The organism is Mucilaginibacter sp. PPCGB 2223 (assembly GCF_001705515.1).
Lineage (GTDB): Bacteria > Bacteroidota > Bacteroidia > Sphingobacteriales > Sphingobacteriaceae > Mucilaginibacter.
Window position 1 is genome coordinate 1221603 of record NZ_MDJS01000001.1, and the last position, 19449, is coordinate 1241051.

The window sequence follows — 19449 nt, forward strand, 5'->3', positions numbered from 1 at the left end:
TTATTGTTCGAGCCAAACCTGCATCAGTGCAAGCAATCTGTCAATATCAACAGGCTTGGTTATATAATCGTTTGCACCGGCATCAATACATTTTTCCCTGTCTTCCTTCATTGCTTTTGCGGTAAGTGCAATAACCGGCAGTTTGGTGTATTTAACCTGTTTGCGTATCTGCCGCATAGCCTCATAACCATCCATTACCGGCATCATGATATCCATCAGCACCAGGTCGATATCTTCAATCTCATCAAGTTTGGTCAATGCCTCCTGGCCATCGTTAGCTATCTCAACTTTCATATCATAGCTTTCCAAAGCGCTGCTTAGCGCGAAGATATTACGCATATCATCATCAACCACCAGTATTTTTTTATTTTTTAACATTTGCCTGTCGCCCGAGTATGATTTAACCTTAGCAGCGGCCTTACCCTGGTAAGGATGATCGGCCATGCTGTTAATTTTATTTAAAAACAGATTTACCTCGTCTATTAACCGTTCGCTCGATTTGTTGTTTTTAACAACCATTGCATTTGCATATTGCATTAACCTGTTAACAGAGGTTTTATCCAGTTCCATGGCTGTGTTGATGATAACCGGCAGTTCGGCAAACCTGTCGATCTCCTTAATCTTATCCAACAGGTCGAGCCCCGAAATGTCGGGCAGGTTAAGATCGAGTATTACGCATTGATACTCGTTTTCGAGTATCATGCCAAATGCCGTTTCGCCATCAAAAGCCTGGTCTACAGCTATATTCTGCTTCTCCATCAACTCTTTTAAGGCTTGGCTCTGCATTTGATGATCCTCTATCAGCAATATCTGTTTAAATGCCCTGCCTGTTTTTGCAACCATATCTTTAAACAGGTTGTCCAGCACATCGGCATTGATCGGTTTTTTAAGGAAGCTTATCGCTCCCGATTTACGTACCTTATTTGCAGCGGCATCACCTGCCGACATTAAGTGCACCGGGATAGCTGCCGTCTCACCGTCCGCCTTCACCTCTTTCAAAATCTCCCAGCCATCCTTGCCTGGTAACATAATATCCAATATCACGGCATCGGGCAGGTTTTGTTTAATGGTTGCAAATGCCTCGTCTCCGTCGTGCACCAGGATTGATTTATAGCCATGCTGTTTGGAGTAATCCTGCAATATATTGGCGAAGTTTTTATCATCCTCCACAATGACCACCAATGGTTCGGTACGGCCCTTCCTGATATTTTCAATTTTTAGTGGACTTTGTAATTGAAACGATGGCAATTCATCGGCTTGCGCTATCAGCTTTCCAACTTCGGGCGGTTCGCCTTCTGCGGTTTTAAACACCGTACCTTCAACAGGCAGCACCAGGGTAAACTCACTGCCTTCGCCAGGAGCACTCTTCAGGGTAATCGAGCCGCCAAGCAAATGCGCCAGCTCACGGCTGATGGACAAGCCTAACCCTGTACCACCATATTTACGGCTGGTTGAACCATCAGCTTGCTGAAAAGCTTCAAATATGAGTTTTTGTTTATCGTACGGTATGCCAATGCCTGTATCTTTGATAGTCAGCAGCAGGTTTTTACCTGTTTTATCAACACCGGCGTTAACATTTACCGATCCGTTCTCCGGTGTAAATTTAAACGCGTTCGATAGCAGGTTTTTGATCACCTGCTGTGCACGGGTATTGTCTGTCAGTACATACTCGGGCGTATTTACATCCTTATGCGTTGTAAAGGTTATTTTTTTGCTGGCCGCAACTTCGGTAAAAAGCATTTCGATATCTTTTAATATATCGCTTACTTTTACTTTTTCGTTCACCATCTCCAGTTTGCCCGATTCGATCTTCGACAGGTCGAGTATATCGTTGATCAGGGTAAGCAAATCGTTACCGGCATTAAATATCACACTCGAGTATTTGATCTGGTCTTCGGTAAGGTTAGCCGTTTTATTATCTTTCAATATCCGCGCAAGTACTAAAATACTGTTCAAAGGCGTGCGCAGTTCGTGGCTCATGTTGGCCAAAAACTCTGATTTGTATTTACCGGTTGTTTCCAACTGGTGCATTTGCTGGGTTATGGAACGGCGGGCCTCTTCAATAGCCTGGTTTTTCTCTTCAAGCAAACTGGCTTTTTCTTCCAGTTCGGCATTGGTAGTTCGCAATTCTTCCTGCTGCACACGCAATTCTTCCTCGGATGACTGCAGCATCTCGGTTTTTTTCACCAGCTCTTCGTTGGTTGTGCGCAACTCTTCCTGTTGCGCTTCCAGTTCCTCGGCCTGTTGCTGTACTTCCTCAAACAGATCCTGCATCGTAGTACGGGCCTGTGCCGTATTAATGGCTATGCCGATAATATCAGCGCTAAGCTTTAAATAATCTTCTTCGCCCGGGCTAAGGTCATTTGCAAAGGCGAGCTCGACTGCCCCTTTCAATTTTTTATCGAAAAAGAACGGCAATATAATAGCGTTATAAACCTCCTGTTTTAAAAGCGACGATTCCAGGTTCAGTTTATCATTCAGCTTGCCTTTAATAACCTGTGCCCGTCCGTTTTCGGCTGCCTGGCCAAGCCAGCCTTCGCCCATTTTAACCTGTTTTTTAATCATATCCAGGTTGTGAAATGCGTAAGCGGCAGTAAAGTCGAGCCTGTTATCTTTCGGGTTGAATAAATAAAAGGTGCCCGTTTGAGCCCTGGCGTAAGCACATATTTCGGTAATGACTTTTTGGGCTATTTCCAATTCACTCTGCTCTCCCTGTACCAGTTCGCTTAGTTTGCCGGTACCAGTCAGCAACCAGTTTTTAGCCTCGTTTTCTTTCAGCACAACCTCAAGAGCATCATTTGCACGCCGCACCTCCGCCTCTATGCGTTTTTGTTCGTCAAAGCTGCGCTGTATGTAGAAGAACAAAACTATAACGATGACGAGAAAGATAAGCGAACCCGAAACAATGATAAAAACAGTTCTGGCTGAAGCAGAATATGATTTGTCTTGCCGGATACCGAGTAAGTGATCTTCTTCTTTTACAATGTTGCCGGTTATCATACGGATAGAATCCATATTGGATTTCCCCCGCAAAAGCATATCATTCTGAACCATGAAATCAAGGCCCCTGATAGGTCGCAATTCGATGTTTGTCTTTAGGATATTTAGCTGATTATTTATCAATCGGTGCAACGAATCAACTCTTTTAATCTCTAACGGGTTATCACTGATTAATTTTTTCAACGAGTCGATGCCTACTGTAACAAGTGGTACTGAGGAATTATACGGTTCCAGAAAAGCAGGCTTACCAGTGGCACAATAACCACGCATGGCCGTTTCGGCATCTATAAGGTATTGCAGCAGATCGGTTGAATGATCAATAACCTGTTGCGTATGGTTTACCCATTTGTTATCTTCTTCAAGTTGTTGTATACTTCTGTATGACAGGATGGCAACAATAAACACCAGTATAATCGATACCCCAAAGCCGGTTAATACCTGCTGCCTGAAAGAAAGTTTTAGCATAATTATGTTTATACTGTTATTTTTACGGATGGTTTAAATATAAGCCACAATATAAATACGAAAATGCGAAATAAAAAGATGTTTTTCATTTCGCATGCAGGTATTAAGAAAAAAAATAAATTAGTAAAAAAGCTATTTAATTATGAAGTATGTTTAATAGGTTTCGGTTTAGATGCGAATGTACCGGCCACAGCCAATATGCCTCCGGCAAATAACACATACCAACCCCATTTAAACCTGATAGCTTTTGATAATAATTGAGCCAAAAAATTAAAGGGCAGTGAGCTGAGCGTGTTTTTTACCTGGAAGACTACACCCGCAAAAAGCAGTGTTATTAAAGCGAGGCTCACATAGGCTGATAGTTTGATTAGTGCGCGCCTGTCGAGCGCAATGGCCAAAATGCCGATAACAGCCATCAGCAACACTACAATACCGTAAGGCTTACTCAAGCCGAAAATATCGTAATGCGCCCAATTAACCAATACTTTAAAAACCAGCAGCCGGCAATAGCAACCGGCAATAATCAGTACAAAACCGATAAACGAGATTAACGAACTAATACGCATGGCTTAAATATACAATTATTGTTTTAATTCCATTTTATCTGCAAAATGTGCACAATAATCTCTCAAATCTTCAATAATATTCTTCTCGCCGGTAGCGCGTAAAAAGCTGTCGCCCATGGTTTGCAGGCTTTCGTAAAAAAAGCGTTTCATTTCGTCAACAGGCATTTCTTTCGTCCACAAGTCAATACGCAGGGTGTTTTTAAAGTTATGATCCCACAGCGAGAGCATAAATGAGTTAACGGGTAATGCTTCTTTATTTTTCGAATCGGTGGATTCCCAAGTTATTTTTTCCGGAACGTTGTTATCATCCAGTTCGATAGTTAGTTTAATCTCAGCTTTTTTCATGTAAATATGGAGAGTAGGTTATTTGATCAGTAGAAATATAACAGCGGTTAAAACAATAAAGCACGACTCAACCAGCCAGAGTTTTTTCATCTCAGGGAAGAAATTGCGCAATATCACATCTAAAAATGCGACTACCAGTCCGAAAAAGAAAAATATAACGCTCAGTGTCACGCGCAAATGCTGTTGCGGCATCGAATAAGCAATATTCAGCACATGGGCACCTTTAAAGAATATAAGCGCAGCCACTACAAAAAAGAACGCGGTAGCAAAATTAAGCGGTGTAATTCTCAGCTTCATAAATATTGGTTATCGTCTTTTCCTGTTTTCTTTTTGTGCCGCGGCTTTTTTACCCGGCCTGTTGTTTCGGGCGGCAGGTTTGCCTGCTTTGGCATGCGCAACATCAAACTTTTTGCGTTGGTTAGCGGTCTTCTTTTCATGAAAGGCACCTTTAAACCCGGGGTCTTCACGGCGTTTCTGCACGTCTATCTCCATCGCCTGGTCCTGCCGCTCCTGGTAAGGCGTTTCCTCAACAAAAACTTCAGGCGGCAAAGGTATCACAGTAATTTGTTGGCGGATGAGCTTTTCTATCTTTTTTATGTAATATTCTTCGGCCGGAGTGCAAAAAGTAATGGCCTCGCCATGTTGAAAGGCCCGGCCTGTACGACCGATACGGTGTACATAATCTTCGTAAATAATCGGCACATCAAAATTGATCACATGGCTCACATCACTTACATCAATGCCTCGTGCGGCTACATCAGTAGCTACCAAAATCTTCACCTCATCATTCTTAAACGCGTTGATGGAGTTAATGCGGGTATTCTGCCCTTTATTGGCATGTAAAACCCTTACCTCCTTTTCGCCGAACTTGCGCAGTAAAAACTTGTACACATCCTCGGCAGCATAGCGCGTTTTGCAGAATATAATGAGTTTTTTAATATCTTCAGGCTGATCGAGAAGGTATTTAAGCAGATTGATCTTGGTTTTGATATTGGGTACCTGGTATAAACATTGCGCCACAGTTTGGGCCGGCGTAGCCTGGGGCGTTACCTCGATCATCGTCGGAAACTCCAGGAAATTCGCCGAAAGCTGGTTCACCTTGTCGGACATGGTAGCCGAAAACAACAGGTTCTGCCGCTTCCGCGGAACAACTTCCAGTATGCGGTTTATCTGTGGCATAAAGCCCATATCCATCATCTTATCCGCTTCATCCAAAACCAATACCTGCAAGGTTTTGGTTACGATATGGCCTGCCAGGTAAACATCCATAAACCTCCCCGGCGTAGCTACGATGATATCCACGCCTTTATCTATCAGCTCTTTTTGGGTTTTGGGGCCAAGCCCGCCGTACAGGCAAACAATGCGCAAACCGGTATAAGTGGCAAACTGTTTGGCGTTCTCTTCTATCTGTATGGCCAGTTCGCGGGTTGGCGCCACAATTAAAGCACGCACATCATTACCCTGCGGGTATTTCAGCTTCATAATGATGGGCAGCATGTAGGCAGCGGTTTTGCCCGTTCCGGTTTGGGCGATACCCATCACATCCTGCCCGTTCATTATCGGAGGGATGGCTTTTTGCTGTATCGGCGTAGCTTCGGTATAGCCGGCATCGGCAATTGCGTTCAGTATTTGCCGGTTAAAGCCAAAATCTTCGAAAGTTACAGACATGGCGGCAAAGGTAAGGTTTTAAGTCGGGAAGTCCGAAAGACGGCAAGACCGAAAGTATTTTACCATTTTACTTTTGCGGACTTGCGGACTTTTCCGACTTTCGGACTAAATATAGTATCCTATGTCCACCATCCTCATCAAACAAGCAACCATAGTTAACGAAGGCCGCCAATTTATTGCCGACGTACTCATCAAAAATGGCATCATCGAACGCATTGATAGCCATATTGATCAATATATCGACCAGACTATTAACGCCGAAGGTTTATACCTGTTACCAGGGATGATAGACGATCAGGTACATTTCCGCGAGCCTGGATTGACTTACAAGGCAGATATCCGCAGCGAGTCGCGGGCCGCAGTAGCCGGTGGCATTACCAGCTTTATGGAGATGCCCAATACAGTACCCAATACCCTCACACAGCAACTATTACAGGATAAGTACGATATCGCGGCGCGTACCTCACTGGCCAACTACTCATTCTTCATGGGGGCCAGCAATGATAATTTAGATGAGGTTTTGCGCACAGATGCAGCCAATGTTTGCGGCATTAAAGTTTTTATGGGTTCATCTACCGGTAATATGCTGGTTGATAACCCTACTACTTTAGAGAAACTTTTTGCCGAATGCCCAATGCTCATTGCCACACATTGCGAAGATGAGCAAACCATTAAAGATAACCTCGAACATTTTAAACAATTACTCGGCGAGAACATTCCTGTAAAGCTGCACCCGAAAATACGCAGTGCTGAAGCTTGTTATCTATCGTCGTCAATGGCGATTGAACTGGCAAAAAAACACGATACCCGTTTGCATATTCTGCATATTTCTACCGAGCGTGAAACGCATTTATTTGATAATACCATCCCGCTAAAAGATAAAAAAATTACTGCCGAAGCCTGCGTACATCACCTCTGGTTCAGCGATGCCGATTACGAAACCAAAGGCAACCTCATCAAGTGGAACCCGGCCGTTAAAACCGCAACCGACCGTGATGGTATTTTAAAAGCGGTGTTGGATAACCATATCGACATCATAGCTACTGACCATGCCCCGCATACCATTGAAGAAAAAGCCAAAGCTTATCTCCAGGCACCCTCTGGCGGCCCACTGGTGCAACATGCTTTGCCGGCTTTATTAGAAATGCACCACCAGGGCAAACTTACTTTAGAGCAGATCGCCGATAAAGCTGCGCATGCACCGGCCGTTTGTTTTAATATTGAAAAACGCGGCTTTATCCGCGAAGGCTACTGGGCCGACTTAGTATTGGTTAACCTCAACGCTCCATGGGCTGTCGCCAGACAAAACATTTTATACAAATGCGGTTGGAGCCCCTTCGAGGGTCAAACGTTTCAATCAGCCATTACACACACCATCGTATCAGGCAATTTGGCTTACGCCGATGGTAAGCTGATTGATAAGGAAATGGGACAAAGGTTAAAATTTGAGATCAGATAACTACAGCCAACCCAATTTAAAGTGGCAGTGACAGCAGCAATTTTCCTTATTCATGAGATGTGTACTTACCGCTACTGCAAATGCCACTACTTCCTGCATCCTGACTTTTGCATCCTGATTCTGATTTCGACTGCCAATATTCCTAAACAAATAGCCAACAGCCTTGTATAACTTTATAGTTACTCAACAATTTGTTGCCAGATAATTTTGTAATTTAGTTCACGACTATAAACTGATATTATGGCCTCAAAAAAGCCCGATAATGCGACCGTAAGCGATGAACTGCTGAACGGTACGCGAAGAGATTTCCTGAAACAATCATCCGTTTTAACTGCCATTACCCTGGCGCCTACCGGTTTGGTTAAAGCCGCCGAAAGCGGCCTGGACGAAAAAATTGCCGCAGTTTTTGAAAAAATACCGGTTAGCCTTACTGTTAATGGCGTAAAACATGATGTATCCGTTGAACCGCGCGTTACTTTGCTCGACCTACTGCGCGAGCAACTGCATCTTACCGGCACCAAAAAAGGCTGCGACCGCGGCCAGTGCGGCGCCTGTACCGTACATGTCGACGGTAAACGTGTCAACTCGTGTTTGAGTTTAGCCGTGATGCACGACGGGCACCACATCACCACCATCGAGGGTTTGGCTAATGGCGACGAGTTGCACCCACTACAGGAAGCTTTTATTAAGCACGACGGTTTTCAGTGTGGCTACTGCACGCCGGGGCAGATCATGTCGGGCGTGGCCTGTATACGTGAGGGGCATGCCAATACCGAAAGTAATATCCGTGAATATATGAGCGGTAACATCTGCCGGTGCGGTGCTTACCCCAATATTGTAAAAGCTATTTACGAGGTAAGCAAAGGAGGGCAAAAAGTATGAACCAGTTTGAATACATACGCGCCACAGAGCAGGCTGCAGCTGTTAAAGCTCTTGTTAAAGATGCCAATACGCAGTTCATCGCCGGCGGCACCAATCTGATCGACCTGATGAAAATGGGCGTGGCAAAGCCGGATAAGCTTGTCGACATCACTCGTTTGCCGCTGAAAGACATCAAAAAAACACCAACCGGTATACATATCGGCGCATTGGCATTGAACAGCCAGGTTGCCGAAAACAGTTTGATCCTGCAACATCACCCGGTGCTGGCCCTCGCACTAAATTCGGGAGCCACGCAGCAATTGCGCAACATGGCTACAGTAGGCGGCAATATGCTGCAGCGTACACGCTGCGGCTATTTTTTCGATGTCAATATGCCTTGTAACAAACGCGAGCCTGGCAGCGGCTGTGGCGCTATCGGGGGCATTAACCGTATGCATGCCATTTTCGGCGCAAGCGAAAGCTGTATAGCCGTGCATCCCAGCGATATGTGTGTGGCCCTGGCGGCACTGGATGCTACCGTGACCGTGCTCGGCCCCAAAGGCGAACGCCGTATGCCTTTTGCTGATTTTCACCGTTTACCGGGAGATCACCCTGAGCACGACAATACCCTGCAAAAAGGCGAACTGATCTTGGGTGTAGATATCCCGGATGCCAGACAAACTAAAAACGTAGCCTATTTAAAAGTGCGCGACCGTACATCGTATGCCTTCGCGTTGGTCTCGGTAGCTGCCGTTTTAAATATCGAAGGTGGAATAATTAAAAATGCCAAACTGGCTATGGGTGGCGTGGCACACAAACCATGGCGCCTGCATGCTGCCGAAGCTTCGCTCATCGGCAAACAAGCTACTATCGACAACTTTAAGCAAGCGGCACAGATTGCCATGCAGGGAGCCAAAACCTACAAATACAACGAGTTTAAGGTAAAGCTTGGGCACAATACCATTGTCCAGGCATTAAAAACAGCAGCAAGCGTAGCATAATATGGAAAAGGAATTGAAAAAATCTGTCATCGGCGAACCTATGGACCGCGTTGACGGCCGTTTAAAAGTTACCGGCGCCGCTACCTACTCTGCCGAGTTTAACATACCCAATCTTACATACGCGGTGCTGGTATCGGGCACAATCGCCAGCGGGACCATCACTGCCATTGATACCAGAGCAGCGGAGCGTGCACCCGGCGTGTTAACCATTATCACACACTTAAATGCCCCGCAATTGGCCGGCTACCAGGCCAGCGCCATCGCGGCAAATGGTAAACCCAATTACCGCGTTTTTGGCGGCGATAAAATATTTTTTAACGGGCAGCCTGTGGCTATGGTTGTTGCCGACACCTTTGAACGGGCTACGTACGCGGCATCACTTGTAAAAGCAACCTATCAAAAAGACGAGCACAAAACCAGTCTTGAAGATAACCTGGCCAACGCGATATCGCCAAGCCGCGGCAAGGATTATCAGCGTGGAGCAATAGACGCTTACAAAACCGCCCCGGTGCAGGTTGAACAAACTTATATGCTGCCAACGGAGGTGCACAGCCCGATGGAACTGCACAATACCACGGCAATGTGGGATGGTGATAAAGTTACCGTGTACACTAAATCACAGGGCGTTAAGGCCACACAGCAAAGCATCATGAACACCTTTAAGCTCACCGACGACAAAGTGCAGGTCAATTCGCGTTTTGTGGGCGGTGCTTTCGGTTCGGCGCTGCGTACCTGGCCGCACGAGATCGCTACCGTAATGGCAGCCAAAAAGGTTGGTCGACCCGTAAAGTTGCTGCTTACCCGCGAGCAACAGTTCACCATGGTGGGCTACCGGCCAAAAACCATTCAAAAGATAGGTTTGGGCGCCACAGCCGATGGCCAACTGGTGGGTATCACCCACGAATCATATTCGCAATCGTCGGTGTTTGAAGAGTTTACTGAAGGATCCAACAACGTTTCGCGCTTTTTATACGCCAGTCCGAACGTAACTACCCGTTATAAGATCATCCCGTTAAACGTTGGCGCTCCGGCCCCTATGCGCGGGCCGGGCGAAGCTACCGGCGCTTATGCTATCGAATCGGCATTGGATGAGCTATCGTACAAACTCAATATAGACCCGATAGCGTTGCGTTTAAAAAACTATGCGGAGAACGATCCCGAAAGGAACCTGCCCTACTCCAGCAAATATTTAAAGGAATGCTACAGCATCGGCGCCGAAAAGATCGGCTGGAGCAACCGCAGCCAAACTCCGGGTGCTGTTAAAGAGGGCGACTGGCTGGTGGGCTACGGCATTGGCTGCGGCGTTTTCGGTGCCCACCGCGGACGGGCAACCGCCAAGATCCGCATCAACGCCGACGGCAACGTGAACATTCAGTGTGCTACTGCTGATATCGGGCCCGGAACAGCTACCTCAATGGTATTGATCGCGTCTGACGCTTTGGGTATGCCTACCGATAAGATCACTTTCGAACTCGGTAACTCCGCCTTTCCACAAGCCGGACAACAAGGCGGATCATCTACCGTTTCGTCAGTAGGCTCGGCCGTGCACGATGCAAGCCTGGCGCTTAAAAAGAAACTGATGGAGCTATCCGGCAAAACCGAGAGCGATCTGTCGCCGGGCAATTATACCGATATCATCAAACAGCAAAACCTTCCTTACCTCGAGATTACACAAGGTTCGCAAGGTGGTGATGAAGGTTCAAAATATTCGATGTACTCTTTCTCGGCACACTTTTGTAAAGTTCATGTTCACTCAGTTACCGGACAGGTAAAAGTGGTGAAAGCCGTGGCCGTTGTGGATGCCGGCACCATCATCAATCATAAAACAGCCGGTAGCCAGATGATCGGCGGTGTGGTTGGCGGTATAGGTATGGCGCTGACAGAAGAAGCCCTGTTTGACGACCGTTACGGCCGTTATATCAACGGTAATTTTGCTGATTATCACGTGCCCGTACACGCCGATGTGCCGGATATCGAAGCAGTGTTTATTGATAAGCCCGACCCGGTTTTGAACCCTATGGGTACCAAGGGCATCGGTGAAATATCGATCATCGGCTTCGCTCCCGCCATCGCAAACGCGGTGTATAACGCCACCGGCAAACGCGTACGCGAAATGCCGATTACGCCCGATAAACTGATCTGATGAAAGAGATCAACGATATCATCAAAGCATACGATGTTGCCGCCAGGCAGGGCAAGCAAACCGCTTTGGCGACAGTGGTGCTGGTGGAAGGCTCTGCTTACCGCCGCGCAGGCGCACGTATGCTGGTAACCGAAGATGGCGAACTGACCGGCGCTATCAGCGGCGGCTGCCTTGAAGGCGATGCCTTGCGTAAAGCCCGTTTGGCTATGACGCAGCAACAGCCCATGCTGGTTACTTACGATACCACCGACGACGATGACGCCAAATTAGGTGTTGGCCTTGGCTGCAATGGCATTATCCATATCCTGATCGAACCGATCTATCCCGAAAACAACAATAATCCCATCCAGCTATTAAAGAGTATCAGTGGCAAGCGCCAAAATGCCGTACTGGTTACTTTATTTTCTTTGCAGGATAGAAAAGCCGGGCAGCCCGGAACCTGCTTAATGATAACCGGCGACGGCTTTGTTAAAAGTTCTTTAACAAACCACGCGTTTAAAGATAGTTTGGTCAACGATGCATTGGATGTTTTGCGGACCGGCACATCTTTAACCAAAACTTATTGGAACGATACAGAATATACCGGCTTTGTGGAGCACATTAAACCCGTTGTATCTGTTGTTGTCATCGGCGCCGGCAACGATGCTGTTCCGCTTACGCAGATAGCTGCTGTTTTGGGCTGGGATATAACTGTAATTGACGGACGCACCAATTACGCTAAAGCCGACAGGTTCCCCGGCGCCAGGCAGGTTATTTGCGCCAAACCGGAGCAGGTATTATCTCACCTCAATTTAGATGAACGCAGCGTATTGGTGCTGATGACGCATAATTATAATTACGAAATATCGTTGCTTCGCGAAATTTTGCCGCTGGATATCCCTTATATCGGTATGCTTGGTCCAAAAAAGAAACTCGAGCGCATGTTAGGCGAACTGGAAGACACTGGTTTAAAAATTCCCGGACAATGGCTGCAAAAACTGTACGGGCCGGTAGGCCTGGATATTGGATCGGAAGGATCGGAAGAAATCGCTTTAGCTGTCATCGCCGAAATCAAAGCCGTACTCTCGGGCCGCGAAGGGTATTCGTTGAAATACAAGCCGGTGTCTATCCATGCCGGGATTAAAGCCGTTTCATGACAGGTATCATCATCCTTGCCGCGGGCCGATCGGCCCGCATGGGCAGGCCCAAACAGCAACTGCCATATCAGGGCAGTAACCTTTTACAACACAGTATCAATGTTGCGCTGCAATCACCTTACCGCCCCGTAATTGTTGTTTTAGGCGCTTTCGCTGATGATATTATAGCTACTATCCCACCTAAACCTATTGACGTGGTCATCAACACTCAATGGGAAGAAGGTATGGCATCCTCCATCCGCGCCGGTATAGATTTTTTACTGAAAGACTCGGGTGTTGACAGCGCTATGTTCATGCTTTGCGATCAGCCGCATATTAGTTCAAAATTGCTTACTGATATCGCACAAAAGAAAAAACAAAGCGGCAAAGGCATCGTGGCCTGCTCCTATAATAATACCACGGGCGTGCCAGTTCTGTTCGATCAGCAATATTTCCCCGAATTACTTTTGCTAACCGGGCAGGAAGGCGCTAAAAAGATATTGGTTGCCCACCCCAATGATTTAACGACCGTAAGTTTTCCGTTGGGAGCAGTTGATATTGACACGATGGATGATTACGAGAAAATAAATCTTGGCGGTTGAACTAAAAACCGGAGTACTTACCAAAAGGCACTGACGAGAAACTTGCCGGGAAAGCGCGACCCGACGCATTCGGCGAACGCCCAAAATCTTTCTTTATAATTAATAACACGAGGCAACGTATTTGGGCCATGCCCGTAATTATTATACGCTGCCTAAACCTCTGTATCGCGATTAACCGTATATGTATAAAAACATAGCCGGATTTAATTGTTATATTAATTAACTTCTAATCGCCCCTTTATGCCCTTTATTGCAGCAGTATCAAAAACCGACCTACCTTATAGAGCCAGACAACTCGATGTTAAACAACAGGCACGCGAATTATTTTCAAAAGATTTCCCGCAGGTCGACCGGTTGATCCATGCTTTTGACAATACCGAGATCATCGACCGGAATTTTGTGGAACCGCTCGAATGGTATACGCAGCCTACTACCTTTGAAGAGCGGAATAACGAGTACATAAGCGCCGCACTGCATTACTCCGTGGAAGCTATTGAAGCGGTGATCCGAAAGGCGGCAATAGATAAAAGCGAAATTACCGACATTATTTTTGTTTCGACTACCGGTCTCTCGACGCCCAGTCTGGATGCCCTGATCATTAACCAATTACGATTAGACGAGCACATCAACCGTATCCCCGTTTGGGGATTAGGTTGCGCAGGCGGCGTATCGGGCATGGCCAAAGCCAATACGCTGGCCAAAGCAAACCCCGATGCAACCGTACTGCTTGTAGCGGTGGAGTTATGCTCCCTCACCCTTATCAAAACCGATTACAGTAAAAGCAATTTTATCGGGTCGAGCTTATTTTCTGATGGCATTGCAGCCTGTATCGTTAAAGGTGATAATCATCAGCAAAACAGCACCGGGGTAAAATATGTCGCCGCGAGCAGCAAATTATATTATGACTCGCTCGAGGTAATGGGTTGGGAATTTCAGGATAAAGGTTTTAAAGTGGTGTTCTCGAAAGATATCCCTACTTTCATCCATCAAAATATCCTGCACGATATCACGGCGTTCTTAGCCAAACAAAATCTGCAGTTAAGCGATATCAAAAACTTCATTTTCCATCCGGGCGGTAAAAAAGTTCTGGATGCCTACTGTGATGCTTTGAAGGTTGAGGGCGACTTCCTGAAAAATACCCGCGAAACCATGAACAATTATGGCAATATGTCGAGCGTTACGGTTTTGTACGTATTGGAAAAATTTATGCGCGAAGGTTTTACCGACGGTTATGGCCTGATGCTGGCCATGGGTCCCGGCTTTTCGAGCGAAATGGTTTTGCTGGATATGAAAAATTAAGCTATGATATTTACCCTCTTCATGTGCTTTTTAGTTTTGCAGCGCCTGTTCGAGCTGTACATCGCTAAACGAAACGCCAAATGGCTGGTAGCAAATGGCGCTGTGGAGTATGGCCGCGAGCATTACCCTTATATTGTGGCCATGCATACGCTATTTATTCTTTCACTTATTGCGGAGTATATCTGGCATAATAGCAGTGAAGTGAACTATTACCTGTTAATCCTATTTTTTATACTGATCGGTATTAAAATTATCATTATATCAACTTTGGGTTATTACTGGAACACCCGCATTTATAAAATACCCGGCAGCCGGCCGGTAGCCTCGGGCATTTATAAATATGTAAAGCATCCCAATTATATTGTTGTGATTTGCGAGATAGCTATTATACCCCTGGCCTTTCACCTGTATTTCACTGCGCTTATCTTTAGCATACTCAATGCCATTATGCTCAGCATCCGCATCCGTAAAGAGAACGAGGTTTTAGCAATGTGATCCACTCCTTTTCTTTTATCGACGGTAAATATTACCGCATAAGAAATATTTCTTATATTTTTCTCATTAAATATCAGCAACTTGAATAACTATCTCTGTTTTTTACTGACTGAACGTCCGTTTTGCGATGAAGGCAGGCACTGTCTACAAAACCCCTGACAAACATAAAAAAGGGATCAGCCATTGCTAAAACATGGCTGATTCTTCAATATTTTTTAGCACAATCTTTTTATTAAATACTTGCTGTTTTTATAAATATTTATGTAGGTTTGGTATGATTCCCCCACCGTAATTGTTTGCTGATCTGAATGTGTTTGTCAATTGATGATATGACTTAATTGTACTATAAACCCAATCCTATCACACAAAAAAATGAAACCTAAAGCAGACAAGAACATCGTTCCGCCCGAACCCAGCGACGAACAAAAACAAGCCCTTGTAGAATTAGAGGGCGAAAAGGCAGATATTTTCGACGCGATCGCAGAAAAGCCAAAAGACCTTTTCGATCGCGATCCTAAGTATTTCGAGACCGACAAGGCCTGTGTTGAAGCCATTATACAGCAATGCGTTAATGTAGAGCTGTTTACCATCCCGCTGTACATGACGAGTTTATACTCCATCCAGGGAATGCACCAGATCAACAGTAAAGATACGGCCATGTATGTAGGGAAAATCTGGCCCGGCCTGGCGCCTACTTTCAGGCCCGGTACAAGCCAGCTTGGTAATATCCCTGAAAACCAGGAAGCTTTTAATACCGTGTTCAGCGTATTTATCGAAGAGATGTTTCACCTGCAGCTGGCATCCAATATCGCGACAGCTTTGAAGGTGAAGCCGAAATTCACCGAGTTATCGCCAAAAGATAAAAACTACGCCTGGCAATGTTACAACAGCACCGCCATCCCTGGTATTGTTGATTTTCAGGATTGTGAGCCATGGTCGGGCGGAGTGCATTACAAAGGCCTTAGGGTCGAGCTCGACGAATTAAATTACCGTCAGAACGATTTGTTCCTGGCTATAGAGGCGCCCGAGAAAGAGTGCAAAATGCGCATCAGGAAAGATAAAATTGATGACTACTTCCCTACTGTGCCTTTTAAAAAATGGCAAAAGGGTGATGCCCTGCCATGGTTCGGCAGCATCGGCCACATGTACCAGTGTTTGTGGGATTACCTCGACGTGGAGTACAGTGATGGTACAACGCTGATGGGTAAAATGTATTCGCCTACATCTATCCAGCAGGATCTATTTAATACAGTATCTTCCGGCCACCCGTATAAGGAGTTTCAACAACTGGAAACCACAATCGAGGGGTTTACGCCAGGCTTCGCTAAAGACATTATCTACAAACTGATATGCGCCATTACCGATCAGGGCGAGGGCGCTGGTATAACCCGTAACATCAGGCCGAAAAACAGTTTATTGCAACGTGTGCAGGTACAAAACCAGGCCAATTACGAGGCGCTCGAAAAAGATTACCCATCTTATACCCAGGAAGGTAAACCAGCCCCCTCGGCGCACGCCTACGCCCGCGCCGGCGGTGAAAAGCCTGTGGAACAAAGCGGGCGCCCGGGGTTTGACAACGGTACCCACGACCATTATGAGCGTTTTGAAAAAATCCGTAGAGATATTGAATCGGGCAAACTTGTAACATGGCCAAAATGGCACGAGCAGCGCGGCCCGAACGCCTGGAAACCTGAGGACCTGATGGGCCAGGGTTATAATGAAGCTAACCCCAAATTGCCTACCGCAGCCGAAATTGCAGGCGCGTTAAACAGGCTCAATAGCCCTGATGAAAAAAAACGCGCTGCCAATTACAAACAGTTTTGTGAGATAGCCACCGGCGCCATTGCCGGTATTACTACTGTACTGGATCAATACTGGATCGATAGCTCCGTTGCCTTCCCATTCCCGTCAATGGGTGGCTCGGGCGACCGTTTGATGATGTGCTGGGCCGTATTTGGCGAACTGCCTGATCTGGCCACACCTATCCAGCCACGTCAGAAAGATAAACTGTACCATGCCTGCCAGGGCCTCGACCTGAACACCGAGAATCCGGATGATCCGAACGTATGTGCTTCGCCCGAAGTTTACCATAACTGCCGCGGCTCTAACTCGTGTAAAGCCGAAGGTGGCTGCGGGTTCGTACAATTAGTAGGTCAGTCAAAATCATGCGGCGGTTCAAGTTCCTGCGGCCCGAGCATGGCGGCTTCAAAAAGCGGTGCACACCTTTGCGGTACGCCAAAACCTGCGCCGTCAAGCTGTGGAGCGCCTTCAAACTGCAGCACTCCCAAACCGCCGGCAGCGCCATTCAGCGCTCCCGGCGATAACCTGTGCGGAAGTTTTGGCGGTTGCGCTGTGCCTATTTCGGCATCGCAGATCTACCCGGCGTTTTCTGACGCGAACGGTAACCCGCTAACTCACAGCACCATGGAGCTAAACGACTTCCCGGCGCCTGATTTCAAGATCAAGAAATTAGATGGTGATGTACCATTCGCCATCGGCGATTTTGTATACGATATCGCCTGGGACGCTTATACCAAAGTAATTGAGAGCCGTAATAAAAGTGATAGTACACCGGTTGCTCCCCCGGTAAAACCCAAGCCGAGCGACATCAGGTTAGCTTTTCCGCCTTCAACCTAAACCAATATGGATAAAACCAAAACACAACGCCTGGGCCTGCCAAATCTGGGCCTGGGCGTTGGTTTACGCAGCAAACACTATTCGCACCTGATGCACAACGACCCGGTTATCGACTGGTTCGAGATCATCAGCGAAAACTATATCAATAACTTCGGCTACTCGCGCCGGGTATTGGAGCATGTTGCGGGCATGCGCCCCATAGTGATGCATGGCGTATCCATGTCTATCGGCAGTACCGATCCGCTTAATCTGACTTATCTGCAACAATTAAAAGACCTGGCCAACTTTGTCAACCCGGTCTGGATATCCGATCATTTGTGCTGGACGGGCGTAGCGCACGTTAACACGCACGACCTGCTACCGATGCCGCTTACCCTGGAAAGCCTGGAACATGTAACTGAACGCGTCAACCGCGTACAGGATGTTTTACAGCGCCCCCTTATTCTCGAAAACCCGTCGACTTATATGGAGTTTCACAGCTCCGTTTTGCACGAATGGGAATTTATGACCGAGTTGGTAAACAAAACAGGCTGTGGTTTATTGCTTGATGTAAACAACGTTTTCGTTTCGGGAAGCAATCATGGTTTCGACCCTGAGTTTTATATCCGCAACATCCCGCATCATGCCGTGGTACAGATCCATATCGCCGGCCCTACCGATTGTGAAGATTATATTTTAGATACCCACGATCAGTCGGTGCCTACCCCTGTATGGAAATTGTATCGTCTGGCCCAGGAGCTTACCGGAGGCGTATCTACCCTGTTGGAATGGGATGCCAACATACCAGAATATGATGAGCTGGTAGCCGAGGTGGGCAAGGCGCGCCAGGTTTTGTTAGGAGATTACCCTGATGTACCTGTTTATCGTTCTCCTTACCTTAATGCTGTTTCAAACCCCGTTGATCACCAGTTACAAATTACAAATGGCTGAATTGGTTAACATACAACGCTGGCTCACATCCATTATGGTTAAACCCGGCAGTTTAGCCGAAAAGGTTCAGCGTGCCGATCAGCATTATCACCTGGATCATAGCGCTGTAATACGGGGCACCGACCGGATGTCGCCACAGCAAAAAATCGGTATCTATGCACGGGGGTACATCGCACGGTTACTGGAATGCATGTCGGCCGAGTTCCCTGCCGTTAAATACCTGATGGGCGAAGATCTGTTCGAAACATTTGCCAAGGCATACCTGATACGGGCACCTTCGACCTCTCCCGATCTGTACGACCTGGGCAAGCACTTCCCGGCTTTTTTAAAAGCATCGCAACCAAAAAACAAAGTTGTAGGCAATCAAACTTTCGATTTGCCCGTAGATTTAGCCACACTCGAACGCGCGATAGCCGAGGCAGCACGTATTCCCGGCCTTGAATCGCAAATTCCGGATACATCATCCGAACCGGATATTTTCCATCTTTTCGGTGATGCGGGCATACATCCTTCGCCTTGCATGCTGTTGTTGTACCTGCAATACCCGCTGATCGATTTCGTAAGAGCTGTTCAACATGATGAACAACCCGACGCGCCGCCCCCAGCCGAAAGTTATGTAGTAGTAAGCCGTAAAAATTATATTGTTTATACACATACGCTGCTACCCTGGCAGTGGTTTTTCTTGAAGGGCCTGCAGAGCACTGGTAGTTATCGCAAGGCGGTTGAGGATGCCGCCCGGTCATCGGGCGAAAGTACGGATAGCATCATGGCCGATTTAGTGTTATGGTTGCCAATAGCCGAAAATTTTGGCTATGTATACAGGGCTCTATAATTCTCAGCAAAACTATCACAATATGGTATTG

At 46.7% G+C, this 19449-nt stretch carries 16 protein-coding genes; 11 read left to right on the forward strand and 5 right to left on the reverse strand.

Features of this window, described 5'->3' with window-relative positions:
• The 5 genes from BEL04_RS05255 to BEL04_RS05275 form a co-directional block, all read right to left on the reverse strand.
• A complete protein-coding gene (locus BEL04_RS05255) occupies positions 1-3465 on the reverse strand; it encodes a response regulator (RefSeq protein WP_066000959.1) in 3465 nt (1154 codons plus the stop codon).
• A 140-nt stretch (positions 3466-3605) separates the two neighbouring features.
• The gene (locus BEL04_RS05260) at positions 3606-4031 is read right to left on the reverse strand and encodes a hypothetical protein (protein WP_066000961.1); all 426 of its coding nucleotides are present in this window, start codon (positions 4029-4031) and stop codon (positions 3606-3608) included.
• A gap of 15 nt (positions 4032-4046) precedes the next feature.
• Positions 4047-4376, reverse strand: a complete 330-nt coding sequence (gldC, locus tag BEL04_RS05265; RefSeq protein WP_066000964.1) for a gliding motility protein GldC — start codon at positions 4374-4376, stop codon at positions 4047-4049.
• A gap of 18 nt (positions 4377-4394) precedes the next feature.
• Positions 4395-4673: a hypothetical protein gene (locus BEL04_RS05270; protein ID WP_139112923.1), complete on the reverse strand. Its 279-nt coding sequence runs from the start codon at positions 4671-4673 to the stop codon at positions 4395-4397.
• 9 nt (positions 4674-4682) lie between these two features.
• Positions 4683-6044 (reverse strand): DEAD/DEAH box helicase, encoded by a 1362-nt coding sequence (locus tag BEL04_RS05275; protein ID WP_066000968.1) that lies wholly within the window; start codon positions 6042-6044, stop codon positions 4683-4685.
• A gap of 121 nt (positions 6045-6165) precedes the next feature.
• Between BEL04_RS05275 and BEL04_RS05280 the strand changes: the two genes are divergently transcribed.
• The 11 genes from BEL04_RS05280 to BEL04_RS05330 all read left to right on the forward strand — a co-directional run bounded on the left by BEL04_RS05280 (position 6166) and on the right by BEL04_RS05330 (position 19418).
• The gene (locus BEL04_RS05280) at positions 6166-7503 is read left to right on the forward strand and encodes a dihydroorotase (RefSeq protein ID WP_066000970.1); all 1338 of its coding nucleotides are present in this window, start codon (positions 6166-6168) and stop codon (positions 7501-7503) included.
• A gap of 240 nt (positions 7504-7743) precedes the next feature.
• Positions 7744-8385: a (2Fe-2S)-binding protein gene (locus tag BEL04_RS05285; protein WP_066000971.1), complete on the forward strand. Its 642-nt coding sequence runs from the start codon at positions 7744-7746 to the stop codon at positions 8383-8385.
• The gene (locus BEL04_RS05290) at positions 8382-9365 is read left to right on the forward strand and encodes a xanthine dehydrogenase family protein subunit M (protein WP_066000973.1); all 984 of its coding nucleotides are present in this window, start codon (positions 8382-8384) and stop codon (positions 9363-9365) included. Before BEL04_RS05285 ends, BEL04_RS05290 begins: the two co-directional genes overlap by 4 nt.
• Position 9366: 1 nt before the next feature.
• Positions 9367-11508 carry a xanthine dehydrogenase family protein molybdopterin-binding subunit gene (locus BEL04_RS05295; RefSeq protein WP_066000975.1) on the forward strand — a complete coding sequence of 714 codons (2142 nt, stop codon included), beginning with the start codon at positions 9367-9369 and terminating at the stop codon, positions 11506-11508.
• Positions 11508-12644 carry an XdhC family protein gene (locus BEL04_RS05300; RefSeq protein ID WP_066000976.1) on the forward strand — a complete coding sequence of 379 codons (1137 nt, stop codon included), beginning with the start codon at positions 11508-11510 and terminating at the stop codon, positions 12642-12644. The genes BEL04_RS05295 and BEL04_RS05300 overlap by 1 nt, the downstream gene beginning before the upstream one ends.
• The gene (locus BEL04_RS05305) at positions 12641-13225 is read left to right on the forward strand and encodes an NTP transferase domain-containing protein (RefSeq protein WP_066000977.1); all 585 of its coding nucleotides are present in this window, start codon (positions 12641-12643) and stop codon (positions 13223-13225) included. Before BEL04_RS05300 ends, BEL04_RS05305 begins: the two co-directional genes overlap by 4 nt.
• Positions 13226-13465: 240 nt before the next feature.
• On the forward strand, positions 13466-14524 hold the full coding sequence (locus tag BEL04_RS05310) for a type III polyketide synthase (RefSeq protein ID WP_066000978.1): 1059 nt from the start codon (positions 13466-13468) through the stop codon (positions 14522-14524).
• A gap of 3 nt (positions 14525-14527) precedes the next feature.
• The gene (locus BEL04_RS05315) at positions 14528-15019 is read left to right on the forward strand and encodes an isoprenylcysteine carboxyl methyltransferase family protein (protein WP_066000981.1); all 492 of its coding nucleotides are present in this window, start codon (positions 14528-14530) and stop codon (positions 15017-15019) included.
• A 372-nt stretch (positions 15020-15391) separates the two neighbouring features.
• The gene (locus tag BEL04_RS05320; protein WP_083227766.1) at positions 15392-17656 is read left to right on the forward strand and encodes a ferritin-like domain-containing protein; all 2265 of its coding nucleotides are present in this window, start codon (positions 15392-15394) and stop codon (positions 17654-17656) included.
• Positions 17657-17662: 6 nt separating this feature from the next.
• Positions 17663-18586 carry a DUF692 domain-containing protein gene (locus tag BEL04_RS05325; protein ID WP_066000984.1) on the forward strand — a complete coding sequence of 308 codons (924 nt, stop codon included), beginning with the start codon at positions 17663-17665 and terminating at the stop codon, positions 18584-18586.
• The gene (locus BEL04_RS05330; protein ID WP_066000986.1) at positions 18579-19418 is read left to right on the forward strand and encodes a DNA-binding domain-containing protein; all 840 of its coding nucleotides are present in this window, start codon (positions 18579-18581) and stop codon (positions 19416-19418) included. Before BEL04_RS05325 ends, BEL04_RS05330 begins: the two co-directional genes overlap by 8 nt.
• The last annotated feature ends 31 nt before the right edge of the window (positions 19419-19449 follow it).

Coding starts and splice junctions, on each gene's coding strand:
- gldC (WP_066000964.1), bottom strand. CDS start 4,376: ATGAAAAAAGCTGAGATTAAACTAACTATCGAACTGGATGATAACAAC.
- BEL04_RS05320 (WP_083227766.1), top strand. CDS start 15,392: ATGAAACCTAAAGCAGACAAGAACATCGTTCCGCCCGAACCCAGCGAC.
- BEL04_RS05275 (WP_066000968.1), bottom strand. CDS start 6,044: ATGTCTGTAACTTTCGAAGATTTTGGCTTTAACCGGCAAATACTGAAC.
- BEL04_RS05300 (WP_066000976.1), top strand. CDS start 11,508: ATGAAAGAGATCAACGATATCATCAAAGCATACGATGTTGCCGCCAGG.
- BEL04_RS05325 (WP_066000984.1), top strand. CDS start 17,663: ATGGATAAAACCAAAACACAACGCCTGGGCCTGCCAAATCTGGGCCTG.
- BEL04_RS05305 (WP_066000977.1), top strand. CDS start 12,641: ATGACAGGTATCATCATCCTTGCCGCGGGCCGATCGGCCCGCATGGGC.
- BEL04_RS05330 (WP_066000986.1), top strand. CDS start 18,579: ATGGCTGAATTGGTTAACATACAACGCTGGCTCACATCCATTATGGTT.
- BEL04_RS05260 (WP_066000961.1), bottom strand. CDS start 4,031: ATGCGTATTAGTTCGTTAATCTCGTTTATCGGTTTTGTACTGATTATT.
- BEL04_RS05285 (WP_066000971.1), top strand. CDS start 7,744: ATGGCCTCAAAAAAGCCCGATAATGCGACCGTAAGCGATGAACTGCTG.
- BEL04_RS05315 (WP_066000981.1), top strand. CDS start 14,528: ATGATATTTACCCTCTTCATGTGCTTTTTAGTTTTGCAGCGCCTGTTC.
- BEL04_RS05280 (WP_066000970.1), top strand. CDS start 6,166: ATGTCCACCATCCTCATCAAACAAGCAACCATAGTTAACGAAGGCCGC.
- BEL04_RS05270 (WP_139112923.1), bottom strand. CDS start 4,673: ATGAAGCTGAGAATTACACCGCTTAATTTTGCTACCGCGTTCTTTTTT.
- BEL04_RS05255 (WP_066000959.1), bottom strand. CDS start 3,465: ATGCTAAAACTTTCTTTCAGGCAGCAGGTATTAACCGGCTTTGGGGTA.
- BEL04_RS05290 (WP_066000973.1), top strand. CDS start 8,382: ATGAACCAGTTTGAATACATACGCGCCACAGAGCAGGCTGCAGCTGTT.
- BEL04_RS05295 (WP_066000975.1), top strand. CDS start 9,367: ATGGAAAAGGAATTGAAAAAATCTGTCATCGGCGAACCTATGGACCGC.
- BEL04_RS05310 (WP_066000978.1), top strand. CDS start 13,466: ATGCCCTTTATTGCAGCAGTATCAAAAACCGACCTACCTTATAGAGCC.